The sequence below is a fragment of the Streptomyces sp. NPDC088157 genome (assembly GCF_044741545.1).
Classification (GTDB): Bacteria; Actinomycetota; Actinomycetes; order Streptomycetales; family Streptomycetaceae; genus Streptomyces.
Window position 1 is genome coordinate 840732 of the sequence record NZ_JBIUSU010000003.1, and the last position, 21931, is coordinate 862662.

The following is a 21931-nucleotide window of genomic DNA, read 5'->3' on the forward strand; positions in this document are numbered from 1 at the left end:
ACCAGCCACCGGGCGGCCTTCTTGCGGACGGCGGTGTCGGCGGGCCGGCAGGAACTCGTCGAACGGCCCTCGCACCGGGCGGACCTGCGGCTTCCGATAGCCTCTGGCCGTGACGGAACAGCACTCGCAGCAGCCCGCGCACCAGTTCGAGCGGGGCACGGACGGACCCAAGGTCATTCTCGTCGGGGTGGACGGCTCCGACTCCTCGCTGCGGGCCGCGGCCTACGCCGGGGGCCTGGCCCGGCGCCAGCACGCGCTGCTCGCCGTGGTGTACGTGCAGCCGGTGCTGGCGGCGGGCGCGGCGCTGGGGGTGCCGGTCGCGGAGACTACCGACGAGATCGCCGAGGACCTGGTCGCGCAGATCCGGGAGGCGACCGAGCGGACCCGGGGGATATTCGACGTGCGCTGGGAGTTCCACACCTTCCGCGGCGACCCCTTCGCGGGCCTGGTGAAGGCGGCGGACGAGCTGACGGCGGACGCGGTGGTGGTGGGCGCCTCCGAGCAGGCCGGCCACCGGATCGTGGGATCGGTCGCGGTGCGGCTGGTGAAGGCGGGGCGGTGGCCGGTGACGGTGGTGCCGTAGCCTCCGGCCACCCCGCGGGCTGCCAGGTCGGGTCCGAAAGGTCCCGACCTGGGGCGGGCTCACTTCCCCATCACCAGTCCGCTCTTCGCGGCGCCCCGGCCGAGGACGACCTCCCTGATCCGGTCGCGCACCCCCTCGACGCCGGCGCCCTGGGCGAGGGCCTTGTCGAGGTCGACCACCCGGCCGGCGTCGAGGTCGAACATCTGCGGCACGAACTCGGCCTTGCGCACCTCCCAGCGGGCACCGGGCCGGGCGGGCGGGACGAAGGTGAAGCGGGCGACGGTGGACTGGTTGCCGCGTGCGTCCTGGACGCCCTGGTGATTGAACATCTCGCCCGCGATCTGGTCGCCCATGCCGTAGACGACCCAGGTGCCGTTGACCCTCTCGTAGGCCTGCGGGACGTGGGCGTGCGTACCGAGGATCAGGTCGATGTCGGGGCGGCCGTTCGTGCGGGAGGCGGTGAGGGCGCGGGCGAGGGAGAGCTGCCGCTCGTCCGGGGCGTCCTGCCATTCGGTGCCCCAGTGCACGGAGACGACGACCACGTCGGCACCCGCCTTCCGGGCGGCCTTGGCGTCGGCGAGGATCCGGTTCTCGTCGAGGAGGTTGACGGTCCAGGGCTGCCCCTGCGGAAGCGGGTGGCCGTTGGTGTCGTAGGTGTAGGCGAGGTGGGCGACGTTCGCCGGGCCCGCGCGCAGGAGGGTGACGGAGTTGGCCTCGGCCTCGGTGCGCGCGGTGCCCGCGTGGCGTACGCCGGCGGCGTCGAGCGCGTCGAGGGTGCGTTGCACGCCGGCGGCTCCGTCGTCGAGGCTGTGGTTGGAGGCGGTGGAGCAGCCGTCGTAGCCGGTGGCGGCGAGGGCCGCGGCGATCTCCGGCGGGGACTTGAAGTCCGGGTAGCCGGTGTAGACGCCGTTCGCGCCGTACACGGTCTCCATGTGGCACAGCGCCAGATCGGCGCGGGCGACCACGGGTTCGATGCCCGCGAGCATCGGGCGGAAGTCGTAGCCGGTGCCCCCGGCGTCGAAGCGGGCGCGGTCGATGACGGTGGTGTGCGGGAGGATGTCGCCGGAGGCGACGAGGGTGAAGCCGCGGGCGGCGGACGGCGCCGGGCGGCCGGAGCGTTCGGCGGACCGGTGTTCTCGGGCCTGGCAGGCGGCGGCCGACGCGAGCACGGCGGTCAGGACCAGGGCCACCAGGTGTCTGCGTGCGATCACCGGTTCACCCCACTCCCCATGATTTGTCATATTTACGCATGGTCCAGTACTAATCCATGAGGGGCGGCGGCCCGCCCCGGCACTCCCTTCGTCCAGGGCCGATGCCCGCGATCGGCGTAGCCAGGACCGTTCGTCGAACCGTTCGTCGACGCGATCGACCGTCCGTCGCAGACCCGTGTGCGCGCCCTGTCCCGAACCGGCGCACTGCGGTGCCATACGCCCATGACCGCCGGAACCGCCCTCAACGCCAGGACGACGACCGCCGAGCACGAGCTCGCCGCGCTCCAGCGCGAGCACGGCCGACCCCTGTTCGCGCTGCTGCTGAGGCTGTGTGACGGCGACCGCCAGCGCGCCGAGGACCTCGTCCAGGAGACCCTGGTACGCGCCTGGCAGCACCCCGAGGCCCTGCGCGCCGACACCTTCGACTCCGTACGGCCCTGGCTGCTCACCGTCGGCCGGCGGCTGGCGATCGACGCACGGCGGGCCCGCCAGGCGCGGCCGGCCGAGGTCGGCGACGCGGTGCTGGAGAACGCGCCCGTCTGCGCCGACCACGCCGAGCGGGCGGCCGCCACCCTCGATGTGCGCGAGGCTGTGAAGACACTCACTCCCGAGCACCGTGAAGTACTGGTGCTGGTGTATTTCCAGGGGGCCAGTGTGGCGGAGGCCGCCGAAACGCTCGGAATTCCGCCCGGTACCGTGAAGTCCCGCGCGTACTACGCGCTGCGCGCCCTGCGCCGGGTGCTTCCGGGATACGCGGCCGACCTGCGCTGAAACCCAGGACTGGGTCAAGTCTCCGCAAAGCGCCTTGCCGAGGACCCCCTTTGGGTAATCGGGTGTCCTTATCCGTGTTCCGGACGGGGCCCGGTGACCGGGTCCCCTGCGTCCCGGCAACGGGCGAGCGCAAGCACCGGAGGAAGGCAGGAAGGGATGCTGCACAGAGGTCACCAGAGCACGGACGGCACCGGCGGCGGCGAACTGACCGTCCCCATGGCCTGGTTGTACGCCGAGTACATCGCCGACGAACTGCTGCGGACCGGCGATCTGATGCCGCCGACGTCCTTCGAGTTCCGCGCCGGGCGCGACGCCCTGGCACTCACCATCTTCCTGTCGGACACCGACGGCGAACTGCCCGGCATCCGGGTCGTGACTCAGCTGGAGACGTGGCTTTCGCTCACGGCGTACGACCAGCCGTGGCAGGACTGGGTCGATGAACGTATGTCTCAACTGAGGGCCGAGGCCGCCCGGTCCGACGGACCGGCTCCCGATCTCGACCTGGCGGCCGCGGCCTGGCGCTGGCTCGAGGAGACGGAGCTGCTCGCTCCCGATCTCAACGCGGTGCCCGGCGGTGCGCCGGGGGCCGGCGAGGACGAGGGACCCAAGGTCTGGACGCCCGCCTGGCAGCTCGGGTTGCCTCTCGGCCACCTGGCGATTCATCTTTTCTAGAATCACACCAATCCGCGGGCCGGACCGCTCCGAACATCTGGGTCACGATTCGGTACGTGGCTTGAGTGATTCGCCGGCCGGGTGCGTACCGGTGGGAGCAAGGAGTAACCCCACTGGCACTCAAAGGCACGAGGTTTCGGCATGAGGTCCCTGGAAAGGCATCGCGACGTCGGCGCGTACGCGCTCGGCGTGCTGGACGAAACGGAAGCCTTCCGCTTCGAGGACCACCTCATGGAGTGTCCTCAATGTGCGGCGCAGGTCACCGAGTTCGGTCCCACCGCACGACAGATGATGCTCTACCGGCGCGCCACCCCGCGCGCCGTGCACCCCTTCGCCGGCCCCGGCCCGCAGCTGCTCGACCGGCTGCTCGCCGAGGTGGCGGTCCGGCACCGGGCCGTGCGCCGACGGGTGCTGTACGCGGTGGCCGCCTCCGTGGTGGTCGCCCTGGCCGGCCCCGTGATCGCGATGATGGCGGGGGGCGGCAGCGGTGGCGAGAACGCCGTACGGGTCACCGCGACGGACGAGAAGTCCGGGGTCTGGGCGCAGGTCACCGCCGAGGACGAGGACTGGGGCAGCCATGTGGAGCTGGAGGTCAAGGACGGGGCGGGTCCCCGCTCCTGCCGCCTGATCGCCATCGGCCTGGACGGCTCCGAGCAGACGGTCACCAACTGGAACGTCCCCAAGCACGACGCCCGCCCCAACATCATGCAGGGCGCCGCGGCCTGGCACACCGACGAGATCGCCCGCTACGAGCTGCGCACGGCGACCGGAGAGCACCTGGTGACCCTCGAGGCCCACTGACGCCGGCACGGAGTGAGTTCAGGTCACTTCGATGTCGATGTCGACGCGGGGACGGGGGCGCGGGCGGGGGCGGTTCGAGCCGCGGGCGCGTTTTCGCCACCTCCTGCATGGTGCGCGTGATTTGCGAGCGTACGGCGGGCGGCGGAAAATGATGTCGTAGCCGCGGACGCGGAGCCACCGACCGTCCGACTCCGCGCCGCCCCTGTGCGTAGGACCGAAAGGGGCCGCCCGGTGGAGAAGACCCTGCAGATCCTCGTGGCCGAGGAGGGCGCGGACGTCGAGGACATCGCGGAACTGACCGGCTGTCTGCGCCAGGAACTGCTGCAACTCGATGTGGACGACGTGATGTCCGTCCCCGGCGAGGAGCCCCCGCCCGGCGCCCGCGTCGTGGAGGTGGCCGCGATCGGCGCCCTGGTGGTGAGCCTGGGCAGCACGGTCAAGGGGCTGAGGCAGGTCCTCGACGCGATCCGGGAATGGCGCGGCCGCTCCCGGGACTCCCGGCCCTCGCTGCGTCTGGCCCTGGACGACGACGTACTCGAGATATCCGAGGCGACCGACGAGCAGGTGGCCCAGGCGTTCGAGGTCTTCCTCCGACGTCATTCCGCGGCCGGAGCCCAGCCATGACGAATGCCAGACACGCGCTGATCATCGCCAACGACCGCTATGCCGACCAGGGGCTCAAGAGGCTCAAGGCGCCCGCCCAGGACGCCGCCGCCCTCGCCGGGGTCCTGCACGACCCGCAGATCGGCGACTTCGACGTGGACGTCGTGCGCAACGCGCCGGCCGACACCATGCGCAGGCGCATCCAGGGCTTCTTCAACGACCGCCGCCGTGACGACACCCTGGTGCTGCACTTCTCCTGCCACGGCCTCAAGAGCGAGTCCGGCGAACTGTACTTCGCCGCCAGCGACACCGAGCCCCGGCTGCTGGACGCCACGGCGATCCCCGCCCACTTCGTCCGCGGATGCATGTCCCGTACCCGGGCCGGCCGGACCGTCCTGTTCCTCGACTGCTGCTACGGCGGCGCCTTCTCCCGGGGGTCGTCGTCCGTGCGCGCTTCCGGAAAGGTCGACGTCCTCGAGTCCTTCGCGCGGGACAAGCCGCCCGGCGGGCGGGGCTGGGCCGTCATCACGGCGTCCAACTCCATGGAGTTCGCCTTCGAGGGCGACGAACTGGCCGAGAACTCCGCTCCCCGGCCCTCGGTGTTCACGCACGCGGTGGTGCAGGGCCTGGCGACCGGCGAGGCCGACCTCGACGCCGACGGCGAGGTCTCCCTGGACGACCTGTACGACTACGTTTTCGAGCACGTCCAGGAGCAGAACCCCAACCAGACGCCGAGCAAGACGGTGGAGATGCAGGGAGAGCTGCATCTGGCGCACAGCCGGCGCGGCCGCATCAAGATCGCCGCCATTCCCTCACCACCCTCCTTGCTGGCCGCCGTCAACAGCGACAACGCCTTCACCCGGCAGGGCGCCGTGCTGGAGCTGCGCTCCCGCCTGGAGAACGAGTCCCTGCCCCTGGCCGAAGGAGCTCGACAGGCACTGGAGGACGTCGCCCGCAACGACATCCGGCAGATCGCCGACGAAGCGTGCCGCGCTCTGCGCGAAATCCGTGTGGCGCCGTCCCCGGACCATCTGGACTTCGGCCCGGTCCCCAAGGGCTCGCCCCTCCAGGAGAAGTCCGTGACCATGAACGGGCCACCGCTGGCCCGTCACTGCGTGGCCCAGCCCGCACAGTCATGGCTGCGGGTCGAGCCGACCGCGAACGGTTTCAAGGTCGGCGTGGACACGACCGCCGAGGGGCACCTGTCCGGTGACATCGCGCTGAAGGGGGTGGCCGACGAAGCGGTGGTCCACGTCGAGGCGGTGGTGGGCCCGTCGCACGACTCCGAGCCCCCGAGCGGCACCACCGGGCCCCCGAACGGCACCACCGCGCCCCCGAACGGGTCCGCCGGCGGGCCGGACACGGTGGTCGTCGGGGCCTCGGGCCTTCCGACGATGCCGAAGACGAAGCCGGTGGTCCCGGGCGGCGGGAACCGGACAGGAGAGCAGGGGACGAGCACGGACCGCACAGGCCCACCCCACAAGGGCCGGTACGGGAGCGGCGAGCAGTGGGGGCGGGAGCGAACCGGAAGCCGCGCCCGGCCCTCGTCCCGCCACGCGCCCGCTCTCGCCGGCGGCGCCCTCGCGCTCGCCGTCACCGCGGTCATCACGGTGGTCCTGGCCGTCCAGGCGGCGGCGGTGGCCGTCGCGGACCGGATCGAGGACGGGAGCCAGGGCGACATCGAAGCCGACGTCGCCCAGCAGGACGCGCTGACGCCCCTCACCGTGTCCCTGATCACCGCCGCTCTGGCCCTCGTCGTCGGCGCGCTCGCACGGCACGTCCTGGTATCACGGCGGGAGCGGTACACGACGTCGGCGGCGAACGGTACGCGGAGCATGACGTCCCTCGCGAAGGGCCTGGCGATCCCGGCCCTGGTCCTGGGCGTGCTCATGCTGGTCGCCTACCTGGTGGGCAGCCCCCACTGGTGACCGCCTCACTCCCACCGGTGACTACTTCAGCAGCCGGGACATCCTCCGGTCCGCCAGCGGTTTGCCGCCCGTCTGACAGGTGGGGCAGTACTGCAGCGAGGAGTCGCTGAAGGAGACCTCCTTGATGGTGTCGCCGCAGACCGGGCAGGGTTCGCCGGTCCGGCCGTGCACCCGCAGACCGCTCTTCTTCTCGGCCTTCAGACGCCCCGCGGCCAGGCCCCGCGAGCGCTCGACCGCCTCCGTGAGCGTCGTGCGCAGGGCGTCGTAGAGGGTGTGGGTCTCCTCCGGCGTCAGCGAGGCCGCCAGTTTGAACGGGGACATCCTCGCCGCGTGCAGGATCTCGTCGCTGTAGGCGTTGCCGACGCCCGCGATCAGACTCTGGTCGCGCAGGGCGCCCTTCAGCCGGCGCCGCTCACCCGCGAGGAGCGCGGCGAAGCGGGCCTCGTCGAAGTCGGCGGCGAGCGGGTCGGGGCCGAGCCGGGTGACGCCGGGGACCTGCCGCGGGTCCTGGACGACGTACACCGCGAGCCGCTTCTGGGTGCCGGCCTCCGTCAGGTCGAAGCCTGCTCCCGTCTCCAGGGCGACCCGCAGGGCCAGGGGCCCCTTGCCGGGGCGGGGCGGGCCGTCCGGGAGCCTGTCCTTCCAGTGCAGCCAGCCCGCGCGGGCCAGGTGTGTGACGAGGTGCGGGCCGTCGCCGGTCGCCAGGTCGAGGAACTTGCCGTGCCGGTGCACGGCGGTGACCTCCCGGCCCTCGATCGCGGTGACGGGCGGGTCGTACGTCTTCAGCACGCTGATCGCGACGGGCAGTACACGGACGATCTCGTGGCCGACGAGGTGTTCGGTCAGGAAGTCCTTGAGCGCTTCGACCTCGGGAAGTTCCGGCATAGGTCCAGGGTGCCATCAGCGACCGGAGTGTTCAGGTCCGTTCCGGCACCACGAACTCGCACCAGACGCACTTGCCGCCGCCCCGCGCCTCCACTCCCCACGCGTCGGTGAGCAGGTCCACCAGCAGCAGGCCCCGCCCGGAGACCCCCGACTCGCCCGCCTCACGGCGGCGCGGGAGAGCGCTGGAGGAGTCCTCCACCTCGACGCGCAGCCGGTGCTCGGTGCCGGTGAGCACCCGCAGGGTGACGATCGCGGCGCCCTCGGTGTGCATGAGCGCGTTGGTGATCAGCTCGTCGGCGACCAGTTCGATCTCGTCGGAACGGTCCCTGGCGCCCCAGGTGCGGACGGCGGCGCGGATCATGTGCCGGGCCTCGCTGAGAGCCTCCGGGTCGCCCGGTGCCACATGCTGCTGGAGACGGCTCCCGCCCGTTGGGCTGTCGGGGCCGCGCCGGCGCAGCAGGAGCAGGGCGACGTCGTCGTCCCCGCCGCGCTCCTCGGCGACCTCGATGAGCTGGTCGGCGAGTTTACGGACGTCCTCGGGGCCCGCGGCGATCAGGGCGGCGAGGGCCCGCATGCCGTCGTCCAGGTCGGCGCCGGGCTGCTCGACCAGGCCGTCGGTGCACAGCAGCAGCGTGTGGCCGGGGTCGAGCTCCACGGTGCTGACCGGGTACTCGAGGCTGCCGAACTCGGCGGACAGGCCGAGCGGCAGCCCGCCGGGGACCGGAACGCGTCGGCAGGTCCCGTCGAGGCCGCGCAGCAGCGGGTCGATGTGCCCGGCGCGGACCACCTGGACGACCCCCGTGGAGAGGTCGGCCTCCGCGTACAGGCAGGTGGCGAAGCGGTCGGTGTCCAGTTCGTGCAGGAAGACGGAGGCGCGGGCCATCACGGTGGCCGGGGTGTGGCCCTCGGCCGCGTAGGCCCTCAGGACGATGCGCAGCTGGCCCATGACGGCGGCGGCGTGGGTGTCGTGGCCCTGGACGTCGCCGATGACGGCGCCGACCCGGCCTCCCCCGGAGGGGGCGCCCCCGGGCAGCGGGATGAGGTCGTACCAGTCGCCGCCGATGTCGCGCCCCAGTGAGCCGCCGATGGTGGCCGCACGGTAGCGGACGGCGACGTCGGCACCGGGCACACTGGGGATGGTGCGCGGCAGCATGGCCTGCTGGAGGCCCTGCGCGATGTCCTTCTCCTGCTCGTAGAACATGGCCCGTTGCAGGCTCTGCGCGATGCTGCTGCCCAGGGCGACGAGTATGTTGCGGTCCTCCGGGGTGAAGCCCCGGCGGTCGCTGTAGAGCAGGCCCATCGCGCCGATCGGGCGGGCCTGCACGATCAGCGGCAGATAGGCCGCCGAGGTGATCTTCAGATCGGTGAGGTGCGGCCACAGGACGGGGTAGCCGCCGGCGAACTCCTCCGGCGACTCGATGAAGCGGGGGGTCAGAGTCCGCACGACCTCGCTCATCGGGTAGGGCTCGTCCAGCCGGGTGACCAGCGTGCCGGGCACGAAGCTGCCCTCCGGCCCCTCGGCGATCAGCCGGATGCGACCCGCCTCGACCAGCCCCATGACCAGGCTGGTAGCGCCGAGGTGGGTGAGGCCGTGGGTGTCCTTGAGGACGTCGATGACGTCGCGCACGGTGCGGGCGTGCGCCAGGGCCGCCGTGGTGAGCTGGACGACGTTGGTCTGCTCGCGGCGCGCGTTGTCGAGGTCGGCCTCGTCGCGACGGGCGGCGAGATCGCTGAGCTCGTCGGTCGCGTCCCGCACGATGCCCACGATGCGACGTGGGCGGCCGGTCCCGTCGCGGCGGATGTAGCCCTGGGTGTGTGTCCAGCGCAGGGTGCCGTCGCGCAGCCGCATGCGGAAGTAGGCGCCGTAGTTCTCGCTGCCGTCCTTGATGGCCTGGGCGACCAGTTCGTCGAGGCGGATGCCCTCGGCGGGCGGGACCCGGACGGCGAGGGTCGCGGGGTCACCGTCGTACTCGTCGGGCAGCAGGTCGAAGATCTCATGGGCGCGGGCGTCCATGTGGAACTGCCCCGAGTCCAGGTCCCAGTCGAAGCTGCCCATACGGTTGAGCGCCAGGATCGGATCCGGGTGGGCGGGCCAGTCGTCCGGGAGGGACAGGGCGCTCGCTCCCCGATCAGCCATGGGGCCACCTTGCCAGGATTTGCCCGATTCTTCGACCGGGGAACGGGGACCCGGAGCCACGGTCAGCCCATGACGACGTCGACGGGGCTGCCGAAGATGCTGTCGGACGGGTCCAGCCCGTCGGACTCGTCGGGCCCGTCCGGGATCAGCCCGCCGCCGTCGGGCAGGTCGGGGACCTCCGGGACGGTCTGCGGGCCGATCGCGTCGGGGGCGGCACCGCGGTCGGAATCGGAGCCGGCACCCTCGCCGGAGCCGGGATCGACGGCACCGAGACCCGGCTCCCCGTCGGCGTCGGCGTCGGCGAAGGAGCCGGGCTCCTGGCCGGCGCCGGACGGGTCGGCGGAGAGGCCGCCGAAGGGGTCGCCGGAGACCACACGTCCCTCGGCCGCGGGGAGGACGGCGTCCGCGCCCGGCATGGTGATCTCCTCGCCCGCACCGCCGCGTCCGGCGACGAGGAGCGTCGCCGAGAGCGCGCAGGCGGTGAGGAGAGTGGCAGTGGGTAGTCGCACCACGTTCTCCCGCATCGTCTCGGTCCATCCCCCGAAGATGATTCGCCCACTATTGTCTGCTTCACCCGTGGGGGTCACGCAACCGGAGCACGAGGACACGCACAGTGACCCGGCCCCGAGAGGGCCGGAAAAGAGGAGCGCACGGCCGTGGACTGGTTCACCGCACCCGAGTACTGGCTGAGCCGACTGGTCTTCCAGCGGGCCCTGGCCGGTGTCTACCTGGTCGCGTTCCTGACGGCGGCCCTCCAGTTCCGGGCGCTGCTCGGCGAACGGGGGATGCTGCCGGTGCCCCGCTTCGTCGAGCGGGTGCCCTTCCGGCGGGCGCCGAGCCTGTTCCAACTGCACTACTCCGACCGCCTGTTCGCGGTCTGCGCCTGGACGGGCTGCGCGGTGTCGGCGGCACTGCTCGCCGGTCTCGACGGTCTGCTGCCCCTCTGGGCGGCGATGCTGCTGTGGCTGGTGCCGTGGGCGCTGTACCTGTCGATCGTCAACGTGGGCCAGACCTGGTACGGGTTCGGCTGGGAGTCCCTGCTGCTGGAGACCGGCTTCCTCGCGGTGTTCCTGGGCAACGACGAGGTCGCCCCGCCGGTCCTGGTGCTCTTCCTGATGCGCTGGATCCTGTTCCGGGTCGAGTTCGGCGCCGGTCTGATCAAGATGCGGGGCGACGCCTGCTGGCGGAAGCTGACCTGCCTCTACCACCACCACGAGACCCAGCCGATGCCCGGCCCGCTGAGCTGGTTCTTCCACCGGCTGCCGAAACCGCTGCACCGCGTGGAGGTGGCGGCCAACCACTTCACCCAACTCGTCGTGCCGTTCCTGCTGTTCGCCCCGCAGCCGATCGCGACGGCGGCCGCGTCCCTGATGATCCTGACCCAGCTGTGGCTGGTGCTGTCGGGCAACTTCGCCTGGCTGAACTGGATCACCATCGTCCTGGCCGTACCCGCGCTCCGGCTGCCCGCCGGCCACCGGTCGGCTCCCGACGCGCCGCTCTGGTACGAGACCCTGGTCCTCGCCACGGCCGCGCTCCTGCTGTTCCTCAGCCACCGACCGGTGGTCAACATGCTCTCCCGGCGCCAGGTGATGAACCGCTCCTTCGATCCGCTGCACCTGGTCAACACCTACGGCGCGTTCGGCAGCGTGAGCCGGATCCGTTACGAGGTGGTGGTCGAGGGCACGCTCGACGGCGTGCCGCGCGAGGACTCCGACTGGCGGGAGTACGAGTTCCGGGGCAAGCCGGGCGATCCCCGGCACTGGCCGCGGCAGTTCGCCCCGTACCATCTGCGCCTGGACTGGATGATGTGGTTCGCGGCGCTCTCCCCCGCGTACGCCGGGCCGTGGTTCACCGCCCTGGTGGAACGGCTGCTGGAGAACGACCGGGCCACGCTGAAGCTGCTGCGCCGCTCCCCGTTCCCGCCGGACGAGCCTCCGCGCCACATCCGCGCCCGCCTCTTCCGCTACCGCTACACGACCTGGCGGGAGCTGCGCGAGACGGGCGCGTGCTGGCAGCGGACGTATGTGCGGGAGTACCTGCCGCCGACGCGGCTGTCGGGGACGGCTCAGAGGTCGTAGACCCGGACCGCGGTGCCCCCGAAGATCTCCGCGTGCGTGGCCGGTTCGGTCAACTGCCGTGCGAGGTCCAGGACTTCACCGTAGGACGCGGTGGCCGTGCAGACCGGCCAGTCCGAGCCGAACATCAGCCGGCCCGGGCCGAAGGCCTCGAGTACGGTGTCCGCGTACGGGCGCAGGTCGTCGGCGGTCCAGGACGCGGGGTCGGCCTCGGTGACCATGCCGGAGAGCTTGCAGACCGTGTTGGGCAGCGCCGCGAGCTCCCGGATCCCGGACGCCCAGGGTTCCAGCGCGCCGGAGGCGATCGGCGGCTTGCCCAAGTGGTCCAGGACGAAGGTGAGTTCGGGCATGGAGGCGGCCGCCTCGACGCAGGCCGGGAGCTGGTGGGGCAGCACCACCAGGTCGTGGACGAGGCCCGCGGCGGCCACGGCGGTGAGACCGCGCAGTACGTCCGGCCGCACCAGCCACCGCGGGTCCGGCTCGCCCTGGACCTGGTGCCGGACGCCCTTGAGGTACCGGCCGCCGGGGAGCTCCCGCAGCCGGGCCAGTTCCTCGGCGACGTCCGGGCGGGTGAGGTCGGTCCAGCCGACGACCCCCGCGATCAGGTCGTGCGCGTCCGCGAGGGCGAGGAGCTCGGGGGTCTCCTCGGCCACGGTGACCGTCTGGACGAGGACCGTACGGTCCACCCCGGCCGCGCGGGCCCGGGGTGCGAGGTCGTCGACGGTGAAGTCCCGCCGGAGCGGGCTGTCCTCGGCGATCCAGTCCTGGTCCCGCACCGACAGGTCCCAGACGTGGTGGTGCGCGTCGACGGTCACGGCAGCTCCCACACGACGGGCAGGCCGGCGCCGGCCCCTTCGTCGGAGTAGTCGTGCACCACGTCGAGCAGTTCGGCCATCCGCGCCTGCCACACCACGTTGACCGGGAGCTTCTCCAGCTCGGCGAGGAGGCGTGCGTAGTCCTCGCACTCCAGGACATGGAACAGATCGGTGCCGCTGCGCCAGATCGTCCAGGAGGTGGCGCCGGCGGCGCGGATGGCGTCGGTCAGTTCCCCCGGCACCTCCCGGTGCGCGGCCTCGTACGCGTCGACGCGGTCCGCGCGGACCCTCGTGTGCAGGGCGACCCTCATGACGGCTCCTCGGACGTGAGCAGGCCCGTGTCCCGCAGTTCCTGCCAGAAGGCGGCGGGGACGGCGATCGCGAACTGTTCGGCGCAGTCCCGCACCTCGGCCGCCGAGCGGGTGCCGACCAGGACGCTCGCGACGGCAGGATGGGCGGCACAGAACGCCAGGGCGGCGGCCCGCAGGGTGATGCCGTGCCGTTCCGCGGTCTCCTTCATGCGCAGGGCACGGTCCAGCAAGTCGCCAGGGGCCTGGGCGTAGTTGAACGTGGCGACCGGCCTGGGGTCGGCGAGCAGGCCGGAGTTGAAGGCGCCTCCGACGACCACCGACACACCCCGCTCGACGGCGGCGGGCAGCAGCTCGGCTCGGGCCCGCTGGTCGAGCAGTGTGTACCGGCCCGCGCACAGCACCACGTCGACGTCCGTGTCCCGCACGAAACGTGTGAGCATCTCCGCCTGGTTCATACCGGCGCCGATCGCCCCGACCACGCCCTCCGAGCGCAGCTTCTCCAGCGCCGGATATCCCTCGCGGAAGGCCTGTTCGGCGTGGTCGTCGGGGTCGTGGAGGTAGACGACGTCCACCCGGTCCAGGCCGAGCCGTTCCAGGCTGGCCTCCAGGGAGCGTCGTACGCCGTCGGCGCTGAAGTCCCACACGCGGCGGTGCGTGGCGGGGACGGCGAAGCCGTCGGCCAGGTCGTCGCCGCCCCGGTCCGTCGGTTCCAGGCGGCGGCCCACCTTGGTCGAGATCGTGTACTGCGCACGGGGGTGCTCGCGCAGGGCCGCGCCCAGGCGGCGTTCGGACAGGCCGAGGCCGTAGTGCGGCGCCGTGTCGAAGTAGCGGATGTCCCGCTGCCAGGCGGCGGCGACCGCCTCGTACGCCTGTTCCTCGCCCACCTCGGTGAGGAGGTTGCCGATGACCGCGGCGCCGAAGGCGAGCGGGCTGACCTGGACGCCGCTGCGTCCGAGGCCGTTCACCGGCCCACCGGCCGCAGCCGCAGGCCCTGCATCCCGCCGTCGACGGCGAGGGCGGTGCCGGTGGTGGCGCCGGACAGGGGGCTCGCCAGATAGGCGACGGCGCCGGCCACCTCGGCGGCGGCGACCAGTCGGCCGGTGGGCTGGCGTGCCTCCAGGGCGGCGCGCTCGGCGGCCGGGTCGTCGGCCGCGTCGAGCAGCCTGCCCACCCAGGGGGTGTCCGCGGTGCCGGGGTTGACGCAGTTGACGCGGATGCCCTCGCGGACATGGTCGGCGGCCATGGCGAGGGTCAGCGAGTACACCGCGCCCTTGGTCGCGCTGTAGAGCGCGCGCTGCGGCAGGCCGGCGGAGGCGGCGATGGAACACGTGTTGACGATCGCCGCGTGCGAGGAACGCCTCAGGTGCGGCAGGGCGGCGCGGGCCGTGCGGACCATGCCGACGACGTTGACGTCGACGACCCGGTGCCATTCGGCGTCGTCGTTGTCCTCGACGGTGCCCTGGGCGCCGATACCCGCGTTGTTGACCAGGACGTCCAGCCCGCCGAGGCCGGCGACGGCCGCCTCCACCGCCGCCCGCACGGAGGCGTCGTCGGTGACGTCGGCGCGAAGCCCGAGAACGGGCTCGGCCACGCCGGACGGATCCAGGTCGAGGACGGCGACCCGGGCGCCGCGCTCGGCCAGGAGCTCCGCGGTCGCCCGGCCGATGCCGGAGGCGCCCCCCGTCACCAGGGCCGTCAGCCCTTCGAAGTCGCTCACGCCGCCTTCTCCTTCCGGATCATGGGGTCGGCGGCCCGGGAGTCGCCGCCGGGATACCTGTACCACGAACGAGCAGTCGGGGTCCGAGTCCGCTGCCGCATATTTATCAGACCACTTCCGCTCCGCAACACCCCCCGGGTAGCTTTCTGACGGGTTCACGGCTCAAGTGGTCCGACCACATCGGGACCGGAACGCGGCGCACGGCGACAGGAGAGGCCACGTGGAAGACACCCCGCGCAGCGGGACGACCGCCCCGAAGGGCACGGTGACGCAGCGCGCCATCGAGCGGATCAAGGCGATGATCACCGACGGGCTGCTGGAGCCCGGCCAGCGGCTGCCGACCGAGCGTGATCTAGCGGCCCAGCTGGGCATCTCCCGCAGTTCGATGCGCGAGGCGATCAGGGCGCTCACGGTGCTCGGGGTGCTGGAGGCCCGGCACGGGTCCGGGATCTACGTCACCGCGCTGAAGGCGGGGGATCTGCTGGAGACGTTCGGGGTGGTCGCCGATCTGTCGCGTGGCCCGCGTCTGGTCGAGCTGCTCCAGGTACGCCGGATCCTGGAGTCGACGGCCACCGCGCTGGCCGCGGCCCGTATCACCCCGGACCAGCTGGCCGTCGTCGAAGGACACCTGGCGGCGATGAACGCGACGGACGACCCGGAGGAGATCCTGGCGCACGACCTGGAGTTCCACCGGGTGATCGCGGCGGCGGCCGGCAACGAGACGATGGCGGCGATCCTGGAGGGCCTCTCCTCGCGCACCTTCAGGGCCCGTGTCTGGCGCGGCTACCAGGAGGAGGGCGCTTTCGCCCGCACCCGCCGCGAACACGCCGCGATCCACCGCGCGCTGGCCGCCCGCGACCCGGAGGCCGCCCGGGCGGCGGCGGCCGCCCATGTCGGCGAGGTGGAGGAGTGGCTCAGGGGGCAGGTGGGCGCCTGAGTCACGGCCGCCTCTCGACGCGGGACCCCCGGCGGGGCAGAGTGCTCCCATGTACTCGCCAGTAGTGCACGCACATCGAGGGAGCTGCCTGTGACCAGCTGGGTCGGCCGGACCGCCGTCGAGATCGCCGCCGCCGTACGCGCGAAGGAGGTCACCCCGCGAGAGGTGGTGGCCGAGCACCTCGCGCGGATCGAGCGGCTGGACGGCCGGATCGGAGCGTTCCGTACGGTGCGGGCCCGGGCGGCCCTGGCGGAGGCCGACGCGCTGGCCGCCCGCGGCGACCTGGACGCACTGCCGCTGGCCGGGGTGCCGGTCGCGGTCAAGGACAACCTCGGAGTGCGGGGCGAGTCGACCCGGGTCGGCTCGGCCGCGACACCGGACACCCCGGCCGACGCCGACCATGTCACGGTGGCCCGGCTGCGGGCGGCCGGTGCGGTGGTCGTGGGCCTGACCAACGTGCCGGAGCTGTGCGTCTTCGGCACCACGGAGGGCGTGCACGGCACCGCCCGCAACCCGTGGGACACCTCCCGCACGGCGGGCGGCTCGTCGGGCGGCAGCGCGGCCGCGGTCGCCGCGGGCATGGTGCCGATCGCGCTGGGCAACGACGGCATGGGTTCGCTGCGCATCCCGGCCGCCAACTGCGGCCTGGTGACGATCAAGCCGGGCCACGGGGTGGTGCCGGCCGGCATCGGGGACGGCGACTGGTTCGGGATGTCGGAGAACGGTCCGCTGGCGACGACGGTCGAGGACGCGCGGCTGATGCTGTCGGTCCTGGCGGACAGCGATGTCGCGGCGGCCGAGGAGCCCGGCGCGCTCAGGATCGCCGTCTCCGTGCGCAGCCCGCTGGCCGGGGTCACGGTGAGCAGGCCCTACACGGGTGCGGCGCGGGACGCGGCCGGGGTGCTGGTGCGGGCGGGCCATCATGTGGAGCGGGCCGAGCCGCCCTATCCCCTGTCGCTGGGCGTCACCTCGCTCGCGCACTGGACGGCGGGCACGGCCGTGGACGCCGCGAGCCTGGACGCCCGGCTGCTGGCCCGGCGCACCCGGGTGCACGCGGCCGTCGGCCGGCGCTTCCTGCCCGGGGTGCGCGGCGGCTCGGCGCGGGAGGTCCTGCGCCGGCGTCTCGAACCGTTCTTCGCGGAGTACGACGTGCTGCTCACGCCGGCGCTGGCGCGACGGTCGCCGAAGTCGGTGCCGTGGCACGAGCGGGGCTGGCTGCGCAACGTCCTGGTGAACACGAACTACTCGCCGCTGACCCCGCCCTGGAACCTGACCGGCTGGCCCGCGATGGCGGTTCCCTTCGGCGCCCTGCCGTCCGGTGCGCCGACCTCCGTGCAGCTGGTGAGCCGGCCGGGACGGGAGGGCGAACTGCTGCGACTGGCCGAGCAGTTGGAGCAGCTGCGTCCGTGGCGGCGGACGGCTCCGCTCGACTGAGCGGAGCCGCGAGCCCGGCGTGGGCGTGCCCGGGGGCACGCCCACGCGGGCGATCACGAGCGGGTTCAGTCCACGCTGGGCAGGATGTGGGGCTCCGCGAGGTCCTCCTCGTAGCCCGCCAGGCGGATGGGGGCGGAGCGGGCCCACACGTCGAGGCTGCCGATCTCGCCGGGCCGACGGCCGGCCCGCTCCGGGCGTTCCTTGGGGCGTTGCTCGCGATTCGTCTTCTCCGGTGTCACCGCGCACTCCTTATGTGTCGGGTCACCCTCGGGGCGTGCCGGCCAGTCTGCGGTCCGGCGTCTGACGCTCCCTCGGGGCTTGCTCAAGTCGGTCGAGGACGCGGTGGCGCCGGCAACTTCTTGGAGGGCGAGCCGTTGTGATGCGGCTTGTCCCATGACGGACCGTGGGTGTGGGTGGCACTCCGTACTGCTGCCCGTCGGTACAGGGTAACCAAATGAGCGGGTGGCCGCTCGATAGGGCTGAAAATTTGGGGTAACCATGGCAAGTCACCCACATGTCCCCGCAGGTGAATTGAACCTTTTTACACCCTGATGCACCTTCTGAGTTCACCCGTTCGGAGGACGGCGGTCCGCGTGGCGCACCAGGAAATCCGCACACTCGCCCGCCGGTCCGTCGCACAGTTCAAGTGCCGTTCGTCCGGAAGCAAGGCGGCCATGGTCTGCCGGCGTCCGGCAACGGCTGTCTCGCGGAAGGACTGAAGCATGGAGCCGCGCAGCGTCGAGGAGCTGATGGACCTGCTGTACGCCTGCCGCGGCGTGCGGGACACGAGGGACCGCGGCGGGCCGGGCGTCGACCTGCACGATCACGCGCTCCAGACTGCCGCACTGCTGCGCCGGAGCCGTCCCGCCGACAAGGAACTCCAGCTCACCGGGCTGGTCCGCCCCATCGGCCACGTGCTGTGCCCCACCGACGCCATCGGCCGGCCTGAGCGGGCCGCCGACGCCGTACGGCACCTGCTCGGCACCCGCGTCTCCCGCCTCGTCGCTCTGCACCCCTGGCACGGCGCCCCCGCCGACGACGACCAGCTCACCCTGCGCCAGGCCGACGAGGACGGCCGGGCGGCCGGGTTCGACGCGGGCGGGCTGGAGGACTGGCGCACCGCGCTGGAACTGGTGGCGACACGGAACTCCCGCCTTGGGGCTGTCGACTGACGGCCCGTCATGAGACGGTACGCCGATGACGTCGTCGTACGGGTTGCGGGGCAGGGCCGCCGTCGTCACGGGGGCCACGCGCGGGATCGGCTGGGCGGTGGCACGGTCGCTCGCCGACGCCGGGGCGCGGGTGTGCGTCAGCGCACGCGATCCGGACCAGGTGCGCCAGGCGGCCGACGAGCTGGACGGCGTCGGACTGGCCGGCGACGTCGGGGACCCGGGGCATCCGCGGGAGCTGACCCGGCTGTGCCTGGACGCGTTCGGCCGGATCGACGTGCTGGTCAACAACGCGGCGACCAACCAGCCCTACGGACCGCTCATGGACGCCGATCCGCTCGCCTGGCGGGAGGCCTTCACGGTGAACGTCGAGGCGCCGCTGCGGCTGGCGCAGTGCGCGTGGCGGGGCTGGATGCGCGAGCACGGCGGCGTGATCGTCAACGTCTGCACGGAGGGCGCGGTCCACGTCGGTACCGGCGTCGGCGCCTACGGCACCAGCAAGGCGGCCCTCCTCCACCTCACCCAGCAGCTGGCGGGCGAACTGGGCCCCGGAGTGCGGGTGAACTCCGTCTCCCCCGGCCTGGTACGGACCGAGATGGCCCGGTTCCGATGGGAACCGGGGGAAGCGGAGATCGCGCCGGCTCTGCCGCTCGGCCGGATCGGCGAGCCGGAGGACGTGGCGCGGGCGGTGCTGTGGCTGGCCTCGGACGAGGCCGACTGGGTCACCGGCGCGGACCTGGTGGTGGACGGCGGCACGCGAGTGCGGGCGGCACGCACCGGGCCCCGGAAGGACGACCGGTCGGGCGCCACCCGCACCGCGGGGCATCACCACTTGCCGGGCGCGTAGTCCTTCAGGAACACCCCGTACAGGTCCTCGCCGTGCTCGCCGCGCACGATGGGGTCGTAGACGCGGGCCGCGCCGTCGACCAGGTCGAGCGGGGCGTGGAAGCCCTCCTCGGCGAGGCGCAGTTTGTCGTAGTGCGGGCGCTCGTCGGTGATCCAGCCGGTGTCGACCGAGGTCATGAGGATGCCGTCGCTCTGGAACATCTCCTGGGCACTGGTCCGCGTCACCATGTTCATCGCGGCCTTGGCGGCGTTCGTGTTCGGATGCCCCGCGCCCTTGTAGCCGCGGCCGAAGACGCCCTCCATCGCCGAGACGTTCACGACGTACGCGCGCCCGCTCGTCGCCTTCCCGGCGGCGGCGGCCATGGCCGGGCGGAGCTTGCTGATCAGGATGAACGGTGCCGTGTAGTTGCACAGCTGGGTCTCGAGCAGCTCCACCGGGGAGATCTGCTCGATGGTCTGCACCCAGGTGTTGCTGTCGACGACGTCGGGGACCAGACCGCCGGCGTCGATGGCGGTCCCGTCGAGGTGCCGGGCGATGCTGGCGTTGCCCGCCACCAGGGCGAGGTCGGCGACCTTCTGCGCGTCCGGGCCGCCGGTCCCGAGCGGCAGCGCGGCGAGCCCGTCGACCGCGCCGGAGCCGAAGGCGCCGATGACGTGGTGGGCGGGCAGCTCGCCGGCCGGCAGCGGGGCGCTCTCGCCGCCCACCAGGGCGGCGTAGGCGGAGGGCAGGCGGCGCACGGTCTGCGTCGCGTTGTTGACGAGGATGTCGAGCGGCCCCGCCTCGGCGACCCGGTCGGCGAGGGCCACGGCCTGCGCCGGGTCGCGCAGGTCGATGCCGACGACCTCCAGGCGGTGCATCCAGTCGGCCGCGTCGTCCATGGCCATGAAGCGGCGGATGGCGTCCTTCGGGAAGCGCGTCGTGATCGTCGTGTGGGCGCCGTCGCGCAGCAGCCGCAGGGCGATGTACATGCCGATCTTGGCGCGGCCGCCGGTGAGCAGCGCGCGCTTGCCGGTGAGGTCGGCACGGGCGTCGCGGCGGGACCGGTTCTCCGCGGCGCAGTCCGGGCAGAGCTGGTGGTAGAAGTAGTCGACCTCGACGTACCGGTTCTTGCAGGTGTAGCAGGAGCGCGGGCGCTGAAGTATCCCCGCGATCCTGCCCTCCTCGGTGACCGAGGACGGCAGGATGCCCTCGGTCTCGTCGTCGATGCGCTGGGCGGAGCCGGTCGCGGTGGCCTCGGTGACCGCCTTGTCATGGGCGGTCTTGGCGGCCCGGCGGTCCTGGCGGCGGCGCTGCTTCACGGTGCGGTAGACGCCGGCGGTGGCCCTGCGCACGGTGATCGCGTCGGGGTGGTCGACGTCCAGCTTGTCGAGCTCGTCCAGCACGGCGAGGCAGACGGCGAGCCGCTCCGGGTCGATACCGGGCCCGTGCACGACCTCGTCCACGACCTCCTGCGTGATCGCCGCCGAGCCGTCCTCTGTCACCGTCATCGCGCTGCCGCTTCCCTGATCACCCGCGCGGCGCTCCGACCGAGTCCGCTCTCGAACGGTGAATTTTACGGAGCGCCGGGCCTCTCCTCCAAACCCGCTCCCGTCAAGAGCCGCAGGCCGTGATGAGCGTCTCCACCTCGGCGGTCAGGGCCTTCGCGAACCGGTCGAGGTCGGGAACCGCCTCGGCGTCGGCGACGAGCCCGTAGTGAACGTGGCCGCGGTAGGTGGAGACGGCGACCGCGAGGGCCTGGCCGCGGGCGAGCGGGGCGTACGGGAAGACCTCGGTCACCGGGTTCCCGCCGAGCTTCAGACCGAGGCTGGGCAGGGGCACGCTGGTGACGAGGATGTCGAACCAGAGCCGGGCGGCCTGGCTGACCAGCGGGCCGCCCAGGCGGTGGCCGAGGGCCGGGACGTGGTCGGCGAGCAGGGCGACGGCGCCGGCGCCCCGGCCGGGTCCCGCGTCCTTGTTGCGGTCCATGGCGGCGCGGACCGTGCCGAGGCGGCGCAGCGGGTCCGGGTCGTCGACCGGAAGCCGCATCAGGTACCCGGAGAGCCGGTTGCCCTGGGGGTGGGCGGTGCGCGGGCGGCGCTTGGAGACGGGGATGAGCGCACGCGGTACGACGCCCTCACTGCCGTCGCCGCGGTCGTCGAGCCAGCGGCGCAGCGCCCCGGCGACGACCGCGATCAGCACGTCGTTGACGGTGCCGCCGGCGACCTTGCGGATCCGGTGGACGTCGTCGAGGTCGATGACGACGCCGGCGGTACGGCGGGTGCCGGTGGGCGCCGCGGTGAGGGCGGGGGTGGGCCGCATGGCCAGGGTGTGCACGGCGACGGAGGCGCCGATGTCGAGGGCGCGGCCCACGTCGGAGACCGCTCCGCGCAGCAGGTCGGGCAGCCGGCGCACGTCGGGGATCAGCCCGCGGGCCGGTTCGGCGGGGCGCGTCCGGGGGGCCGGCAGATCCATGGGGTCGAGGACGGCCGCGGCCAGGGTCAGGGCGCGCAGACCGTCGGCCAGGGCGTGGTGGAACTTGAAGAGCACGGCGAAGCGGCCACCGTCCGCGCCGGGCAGGACGTGCGCCTCCCAGGGCGGGCGGCCACGCTCCAGGGGCCGTTCCATGAGCCGGCCGGCCTCGGCCTGGAAGTCGGCGGCGGGTGGGTGCAGGGTGACGTGGTGGAGGGGGTCGAAGCCGGGGTCCGCCTCCCGGGTCGCGCCGCCGAAGGCGAGCGGCCGGCGCAGGTCGAACGGCTCCGAGCGGTCGAACGGCCGCCACACGTCCCGGATCCGCATGCGCAGTCCGGGGACGGCGGCGGCCCGGGCCGCGAGGAGGTCGGCGGCGTGGGCGCCCGCGGTGGGCGACTGCGCCGAGAAGACGCCGAGCGCGCCCAGGTGCATGGGGTGCTCGGCCGACTCGAGGTTCCAGAACGCCAGGTCGAGGGGCGCCAGCAGATCATCAGCAGTCAAGGGCTTGCCTCGCGTCCGACTAAGGGTGAGGCAAGCAGTCAAGCGCGCCCATGCGATTACGGTCAAGTACGATCAGGCTACGCACA

At 72.7% G+C, this 21931-nt stretch carries 22 protein-coding genes; 11 read left to right on the forward strand and 11 right to left on the reverse strand.

Annotated features, from left to right (window positions below):
- Nucleotides 1-109: 109 nt before the first annotated feature.
- A complete protein-coding gene (locus tag ACIPFH_RS14990; RefSeq protein ID WP_356265687.1) occupies nucleotides 110-583 on the forward strand; it encodes a universal stress protein in 474 nt (157 codons plus the stop codon).
- A gap of 59 nt (nucleotides 584-642) precedes the next feature.
- Here ACIPFH_RS14990 and ACIPFH_RS14995 read toward each other — a convergent pair whose 3' ends face one another.
- Nucleotides 643-1794, reverse strand: a complete 1152-nt coding sequence (locus ACIPFH_RS14995; RefSeq protein ID WP_401826468.1) for a CapA family protein — start codon at nucleotides 1792-1794, stop codon at nucleotides 643-645.
- Nucleotides 1795-2016: 222 nt separating this feature from the next.
- Here ACIPFH_RS14995 and ACIPFH_RS15000 point away from each other — a divergent pair, with 222 nt between their 5' ends.
- The 5 genes from ACIPFH_RS15000 (at nucleotide 2017) to ACIPFH_RS15020 (ending at nucleotide 6569) form a co-directional block, all read left to right on the forward strand.
- Nucleotides 2017-2565 (forward strand): sigma-70 family RNA polymerase sigma factor, encoded by a 549-nt coding sequence (locus ACIPFH_RS15000; protein ID WP_356263658.1) that lies wholly within the window; start codon nucleotides 2017-2019, stop codon nucleotides 2563-2565.
- Nucleotides 2566-2721: 156 nt separating this feature from the next.
- Nucleotides 2722-3237 carry a hypothetical protein gene (locus tag ACIPFH_RS15005; protein ID WP_356263661.1) on the forward strand — a complete coding sequence of 172 codons (516 nt, stop codon included), beginning with the start codon at nucleotides 2722-2724 and terminating at the stop codon, nucleotides 3235-3237.
- Between the two features lie 141 nt (nucleotides 3238-3378).
- Nucleotides 3379-4038 carry a zf-HC2 domain-containing protein gene (locus tag ACIPFH_RS15010; RefSeq protein ID WP_401826472.1) on the forward strand — a complete coding sequence of 220 codons (660 nt, stop codon included), beginning with the start codon at nucleotides 3379-3381 and terminating at the stop codon, nucleotides 4036-4038.
- A 231-nt stretch (nucleotides 4039-4269) separates the two neighbouring features.
- Entirely contained in the window at nucleotides 4270-4662 is a 393-nt protein-coding gene (locus tag ACIPFH_RS15015; protein ID WP_401826474.1) for a hypothetical protein, read from the forward strand.
- Nucleotides 4659-6569, forward strand: coding sequence for a caspase domain-containing protein (locus ACIPFH_RS15020; RefSeq protein WP_401826477.1), 1911 nt, complete (start codon nucleotides 4659-4661; stop codon nucleotides 6567-6569). The genes ACIPFH_RS15015 and ACIPFH_RS15020 overlap by 4 nt, the downstream gene beginning before the upstream one ends.
- 21 nt (nucleotides 6570-6590) lie before the next feature.
- Here ACIPFH_RS15020 and ACIPFH_RS15025 read toward each other — a convergent pair whose 3' ends face one another.
- From ACIPFH_RS15025 to ACIPFH_RS15035, 3 genes are all read right to left on the reverse strand, one after another.
- Nucleotides 6591-7454: an Fpg/Nei family DNA glycosylase gene (locus tag ACIPFH_RS15025; protein WP_401826480.1), complete on the reverse strand. Its 864-nt coding sequence runs from the start codon at nucleotides 7452-7454 to the stop codon at nucleotides 6591-6593.
- A gap of 31 nt (nucleotides 7455-7485) precedes the next feature.
- A complete protein-coding gene (locus ACIPFH_RS15030; protein WP_401826482.1) occupies nucleotides 7486-9591 on the reverse strand; it encodes a SpoIIE family protein phosphatase in 2106 nt (701 codons plus the stop codon).
- Between the two features lie 62 nt (nucleotides 9592-9653).
- On the reverse strand, nucleotides 9654-10100 hold the full coding sequence (locus ACIPFH_RS15035; protein ID WP_401826485.1) for a hypothetical protein: 447 nt from the start codon (nucleotides 10098-10100) through the stop codon (nucleotides 9654-9656).
- Between the two features lie 147 nt (nucleotides 10101-10247).
- Between ACIPFH_RS15035 and ACIPFH_RS15040 the strand changes: the two genes are divergently transcribed.
- Complete coding sequence (locus ACIPFH_RS15040; RefSeq protein ID WP_401826488.1) at nucleotides 10248-11669, forward strand: lipase maturation factor family protein; 1422 nt, start codon at nucleotides 10248-10250, stop codon at nucleotides 11667-11669.
- Here ACIPFH_RS15040 and ACIPFH_RS15045 read toward each other — a convergent pair.
- The 4 genes from ACIPFH_RS15045 to ACIPFH_RS15060 are packed head-to-tail and all read right to left on the reverse strand — an operon-like array spanning nucleotide 11657 to nucleotide 14509.
- A complete protein-coding gene (locus ACIPFH_RS15045) occupies nucleotides 11657-12481 on the reverse strand; it encodes an amidohydrolase family protein (protein ID WP_401826490.1) in 825 nt (274 codons plus the stop codon). The genes ACIPFH_RS15040 and ACIPFH_RS15045 overlap by 13 nt on opposite strands.
- Entirely contained in the window at nucleotides 12478-12792 is a 315-nt protein-coding gene (locus tag ACIPFH_RS15050; protein WP_356265140.1) for an L-rhamnose mutarotase, read from the reverse strand. Before ACIPFH_RS15050 ends, ACIPFH_RS15045 begins: the two co-directional genes overlap by 4 nt.
- Nucleotides 12789-13757 (reverse strand): aldo/keto reductase, encoded by a 969-nt coding sequence (locus ACIPFH_RS15055; RefSeq protein ID WP_401826492.1) that lies wholly within the window; start codon nucleotides 13755-13757, stop codon nucleotides 12789-12791. The genes ACIPFH_RS15050 and ACIPFH_RS15055 overlap by 4 nt, the downstream gene beginning before the upstream one ends.
- A complete protein-coding gene (locus ACIPFH_RS15060; protein ID WP_401826495.1) occupies nucleotides 13754-14509 on the reverse strand; it encodes an SDR family NAD(P)-dependent oxidoreductase in 756 nt (251 codons plus the stop codon). Before ACIPFH_RS15060 ends, ACIPFH_RS15055 begins: the two co-directional genes overlap by 4 nt.
- Nucleotides 14510-14729: 220 nt before the next feature.
- Here ACIPFH_RS15060 and ACIPFH_RS15065 point away from each other — a divergent pair, with 220 nt between their 5' ends.
- Together ACIPFH_RS15065 and ACIPFH_RS15070 are read left to right on the forward strand one after the other, a co-directional pair.
- Entirely contained in the window at nucleotides 14730-15446 is a 717-nt protein-coding gene (locus ACIPFH_RS15065; protein WP_401826498.1) for a FadR/GntR family transcriptional regulator, read from the forward strand.
- 90 nt (nucleotides 15447-15536) lie between these two features.
- Nucleotides 15537-16880, forward strand: coding sequence for an amidase (locus tag ACIPFH_RS15070; RefSeq protein ID WP_401826500.1), 1344 nt, complete (start codon nucleotides 15537-15539; stop codon nucleotides 16878-16880).
- A 65-nt stretch (nucleotides 16881-16945) separates the two neighbouring features.
- On the opposite strand, the gene ACIPFH_RS15075 is transcribed toward ACIPFH_RS15070, so the two are convergent.
- Nucleotides 16946-17119 carry a hypothetical protein gene (locus tag ACIPFH_RS15075; RefSeq protein WP_020127513.1) on the reverse strand — a complete coding sequence of 58 codons (174 nt, stop codon included), beginning with the start codon at nucleotides 17117-17119 and terminating at the stop codon, nucleotides 16946-16948.
- Between the two features lie 483 nt (nucleotides 17120-17602).
- Between ACIPFH_RS15075 and ACIPFH_RS15080 the strand changes: the two genes are divergently transcribed.
- Nucleotides 17603-18052, forward strand: a complete 450-nt coding sequence (locus ACIPFH_RS15080; protein ID WP_401826504.1) for a hypothetical protein — start codon at nucleotides 17603-17605, stop codon at nucleotides 18050-18052.
- A 25-nt stretch (nucleotides 18053-18077) separates the two neighbouring features.
- Nucleotides 18078-18896, forward strand: coding sequence for an SDR family oxidoreductase (locus tag ACIPFH_RS15085; RefSeq protein WP_401826507.1), 819 nt, complete (start codon nucleotides 18078-18080; stop codon nucleotides 18894-18896).
- Here the strand turns inward: ACIPFH_RS15085 and ACIPFH_RS15090 are convergent.
- A complete protein-coding gene (locus tag ACIPFH_RS15090; RefSeq protein ID WP_401826509.1) occupies nucleotides 18875-20383 on the reverse strand; it encodes an SDR family NAD(P)-dependent oxidoreductase in 1509 nt (502 codons plus the stop codon). The two genes, ACIPFH_RS15085 and ACIPFH_RS15090, sit on opposite strands and share 22 nt — an antisense overlap.
- A gap of 103 nt (nucleotides 20384-20486) precedes the next feature.
- Entirely contained in the window at nucleotides 20487-21845 is a 1359-nt protein-coding gene (locus ACIPFH_RS15095; protein ID WP_401826511.1) for a wax ester/triacylglycerol synthase family O-acyltransferase, read from the reverse strand.
- Nucleotides 21846-21931 lie beyond the last annotated feature (86 nt).